We start from the raw sequence: 4,132 nt of genomic DNA, 5'->3' as shown, positions 1-4,132 counted from the left end.
CACCGAGATCTACACTCTTTCCCTACACGACGCTCTTCCGATCTTCGAGTTTCGAGAACCTCAGGAGACACCATGAAATGGATCGCAATCCTGGCCGCCTGCATGGCGGCCGTTGTTTCGCCGTACCCGGCGCAGGCCCAGATGGGCGGACAGGTGACCCGCATCATCGTTCCGTTCGCACCCGGCGGCGCGCGTGAACTGCTGGCGCGCACCTTTTACCAGGAGCTGGGCCAGGAGCTGGGCCAGGAGCTGGGCCAGACGATCATCATCGAAAGCCGGCCCGGTGCGGGCGGCGCGATCGGCACCGCCGCTGTGGCGCGCGCCGAGCCCGACGGCCGCACGTTGCTCATGGCCGCTTCCAGCCACTTCGTCACCGCGGAGCTGGGCGCCAAGCCGCACTATGATCCGATCAAGGAGTTCCAGCCGGTGGCCAATATCGGCACGCAAAGCTATGTGCTGATGATCAACGGGAACCTGCCGGCCAAGAACGTGGCCGAGTTCATTAACTACGCCAGGAAGCGCCCCGGCGAGCTCAACTACGGATCGGCGGGGATCGGCAGCTCCACGCACCTGGCCATGGCCTATTTCCTCAGCGCCGCCGGGCTGGACATGCTGCACATTCCCTATAAGTCGACCCAGGAAGCCGCCAACGACGTGGCCGGCGGGCGGGCGCAGGCGGTTATCGTGCCCAATGCGGGGGTAGGCGCCTATCTGCAGGACAAGCGGCTGCGGATCATAGGCGTGACGTCCAGCCAGCCCTCGCCGCTGCTGCCGGACGTGCCGCCCGTCGCCAGGGCGGGGTTGCCTTCCTATGTATTCGAATCGTGGTTCGGGCTGCTGGGGCCGGCCGGTATGCCGCCAGCCACGGTGGAGAAGATCAACGCCGCGGTCGCCAAGGTCCTGAAGCTGCCGGTCATCCAGGAACGCCTGGCCACCCAGGGCGTGGCGCCCGACGCCATGGGCGTCGATGCGTTCTCCAAACTGTTCGCCGAAGACCGGCAACTGATGGCGCGCATCGTCAAGGAGGCCAAGCTGACCCGGGATTAAGGCCCCCGGTGGGCCGTGCCGCCGCCGGACCCGGACGGGCCGGGTTGCCCGGCCCGCGGGGATGTGCGATTCAAGCGCCTCCCACGGTGCTAAACTGGCTGGCTTATCCCATATCCCGGCTGGGAGGCCAGGCATGAGCCTGGCGTCCTGGTTGCTTGCAAAAATCGCGCATGGTTTCCTCTCTGCTCAAGAAAATTTTCGGCAGCCGCAATGACCGGTTGTTGAAGCAGTTCGGCAAGTTGGTCAGTCGCATCAACGCGCTGGAGCCCCAGACCGCCGCACTCAGCGACGAGCAACTTGCAGCCCGCACGCAAGAGTTCAAGCAACGCTATCAAAACGGAGAGTCGCTCGACGACCTCCTGCCCGAAGCCTTTGCGGTCGTCCGCGAAGCCGGCAAGCGGGTGCTGGGCATGCGCCACTTCGACGTCCAGTTGCTGGGCGGGATCGTCCTGCATACCGGCCGCATCGCTGAAATGCGTACCGGCGAAGGCAAGACGCTGGTGGCGACGCTGCCCGTCTACCTGAACGCGCTGGCCGGCCGGGGCGTGCACGTGGTGACGGTCAACGACTACCTGGCCCAGCGCGATGCCGCCTGGATGGGGCGGCTATACCGTTTCCTCGGGTTGAGCGTCGGGGTGGTGGTTTCGCAGCAACCCAACGAGGAAAAGAAGGCTGCGTATCAGGCAGACATCACCTACGGAACGAACAACGAGTTCGGGTTCGATTACCTGCGCGACAACATGGAATACCGCGTGGAGGATCGGCGCCAGCGATCGCTGTTCTATGCGGTGGTCGACGAGGTGGACTCCATCCTGATCGACGAGGCCCGCACGCCGTTGATCATCTCCGGCCAGGCCGAGGACCACACCGAGCTCTACATCCGGATGAACGCGGTGCCGCCGCTGCTCACCCGGATGCCGTCCGAACCCAAGCCGAACGAACCCGAGCCTCCGGGCGACTTCTGGGTGGACGAGAAAAACCGCCAGGTCTACTTGTCCGAGGCCGGCCACGAAAAGGCCGAGCAGATCCTGGAGCGCCAAGGCTTGCTGCCGCCGGGCGAGTCGTTGTACGACCCGCGCCACATCAGCTTGATGCACCACCTGATGGCTGCCCTGCGGGCACACAACCTGTTCTTCCGCGACCAGCACTATGTGGTGCAGAACGGTGAAGTCATCATCGTCGACGAGTTCACCGGGCGCCTGATGGTCGGCCGCCGCTGGTCCGACGGCCTGCACCAGGCGGTCGAGGCCAAGGAAGGGGTCAAGATCCAGAACGAAAACCAGACGCTGGCCTCGATTACCTTCCAGAACTACTTCCGGATGTACGAGAAGCTGGCCGGCATGACCGGTACGGCCGACACGGAAGCCTACGAGTTCCAGGAAATCTACCGGCTCGAAACCGTCATCATTCCGACCAACCGGCCCATGATCCGCGTGGATCAGAACGACCAGGTCTTCAAGACGGCGCGCGAAAAGTACAACGCCATTCTGGAAGACATCCGCGACTGCCAGAAGCGTGGCCAGCCCGTGCTGGTGGGGACCACCAGCATCGAGAACTCCGAGCTGCTGTCGGCCATGCTGACCCAGGCCGGGCTCAAGCATGAGGTCCTGAACGCGAAGCACCATGCCCGCGAGGCCGAGATCGTGGCAGAAGCCGGCAAGCCCGGCCGCATCACCATCGCCACCAACATGGCGGGCCGCGGTACCGACATCGTGCTGGGCGGCAGCGTCGACAAGCAGGTGGACCTGATCCGTGCCGACGAAACCCTGAGCGAAGAGGAGAAGGCCGCCCGCATCGCCAAGGTGCGCGAAGAGTGGAAACCGCTGAACGAGCAGGTCAAGGCCGCCGGTGGCCTGCGCATCATCGGCACCGAGCGCCACGAATCCCGCCGCATCGACAACCAGCTGCGCGGCCGCGCCGGACGCCAGGGCGACCCGGGTTCCTCGCGCTTCTACCTGTCGCTGGAAGATCCGCTCATGCGCATCTTCGCCGGGGATCGCGTGCGGGCCATCATGGAACGGCTCAAGCTGCCCGAGGGCGAACCCATCGAGGCCGGGATGGTGACCCGCTCCATCGAGTCGGCGCAACGCAAGGTCGAAGCCCGCAACTTTGACATTCGCAAGCAGCTGCTCGAATACGACGACGTCGCCAACGACCAGCGCAAGGTCGTCTATGCGCAGCGCAACGAGGTGCTGGAGGCCGAGTCGGTCGGCGACATGATCGCCAATTTGCGCAACGCCACCTTCACCGAGGTGTTCCGCCAGTACATACCCGAAGACTCGGTCGAAGAACAGTGGGACGTCCCCGGGTTGGAGAAGACGCTGGAGTTGGATTGGCAGATCCAGCTGCCGCTCGCCTCCATGCTCGAGAGCGAAGCCAACCTGACGGACGAAGACCTGCTCGAACGGGTCCTGAAGGCTGCCACCGAGGCCTACGAGGCCAAGGTCGCCCTGGTGGGCGCCGAGATGTGGAATCAGTTCGAACGCTCGATCCTGCTGCAGTACATCGACACCCATTGGCGCGAGCATCTCGCGATGCTGGATCACCTGCGCCAGGGCATCCACCTGCGCGGCTATGCGCAGAAGAACCCCAAGCAGGAATACAAGCGCGAGGCCTTCGAGCTGTTCTCCAACATGCTCGACCGCATCCGCAACGATGTGATCAAGGTGCTGATGACGGTGCGCGTGCAAACGGCAGAGCAGGTCGAGCAGGCGGAACAAGAGGCGCCGCAAGTTCAGAACGTGCAGTACCACCATTCCGACTACGACGAAGCGCTGGCCGCGGCGAACGCCAATACCGCATCGCACGGCGCCGCCGGGACGGTGCAGAACGTCATGCGCAAGGTGGGCCGCAACGAGCCATGCCCCTGCGGCAGTGGCAAGAAGTACAAGCACTGCCACGGCAAGCTCGGCTGAGCCCGTAACGCGGCAGCCAGTGCGGCGACAAAAAAGCCTCCGAAACCGGAGGCTTTTTTCTTTGCGCAGGTCCGCTTGTGTGTTCAGCGCCGTGGCCCCATGCCCATCATTCCGGGCTGATGCCCTCGGTCTTGATGACGCGGCTCCAGCGCTCGAATTCCGTGCGCGTG

Annotated in this window: 2 protein-coding genes; both read left to right on the top strand. The window is 64.3% G+C overall.

Annotation, left to right across the window (positions count from 1 at the left end):
- Nucleotides 1–72: 72 nt before the first annotated feature.
- Entirely contained in the window at nucleotides 73–1,047 is a 975-nt protein-coding gene (locus Q0319_RS18590; protein ID WP_299455089.1) for a tripartite tricarboxylate transporter substrate-binding protein, read from the top strand.
- Nucleotides 1,048–1,217: 170 nt separating this feature from the next.
- Complete coding sequence (secA, locus tag Q0319_RS18585) at nucleotides 1,218–3,962, top strand: preprotein translocase subunit SecA (RefSeq protein WP_296470500.1); 2,745 nt, start codon at nucleotides 1,218–1,220, stop codon at nucleotides 3,960–3,962.
- Nucleotides 3,963–4,132 lie beyond the last annotated feature (170 nt).

Origin of the sequence: uncultured Pigmentiphaga sp., assembly GCF_937950555.1 — a bacterium.
Taxonomy (GTDB): Bacteria; Pseudomonadota; Gammaproteobacteria; order Burkholderiales; family Burkholderiaceae_B; genus Pigmentiphaga.
This window is presented reverse-complemented; position numbering and strand designations above follow the sequence as displayed.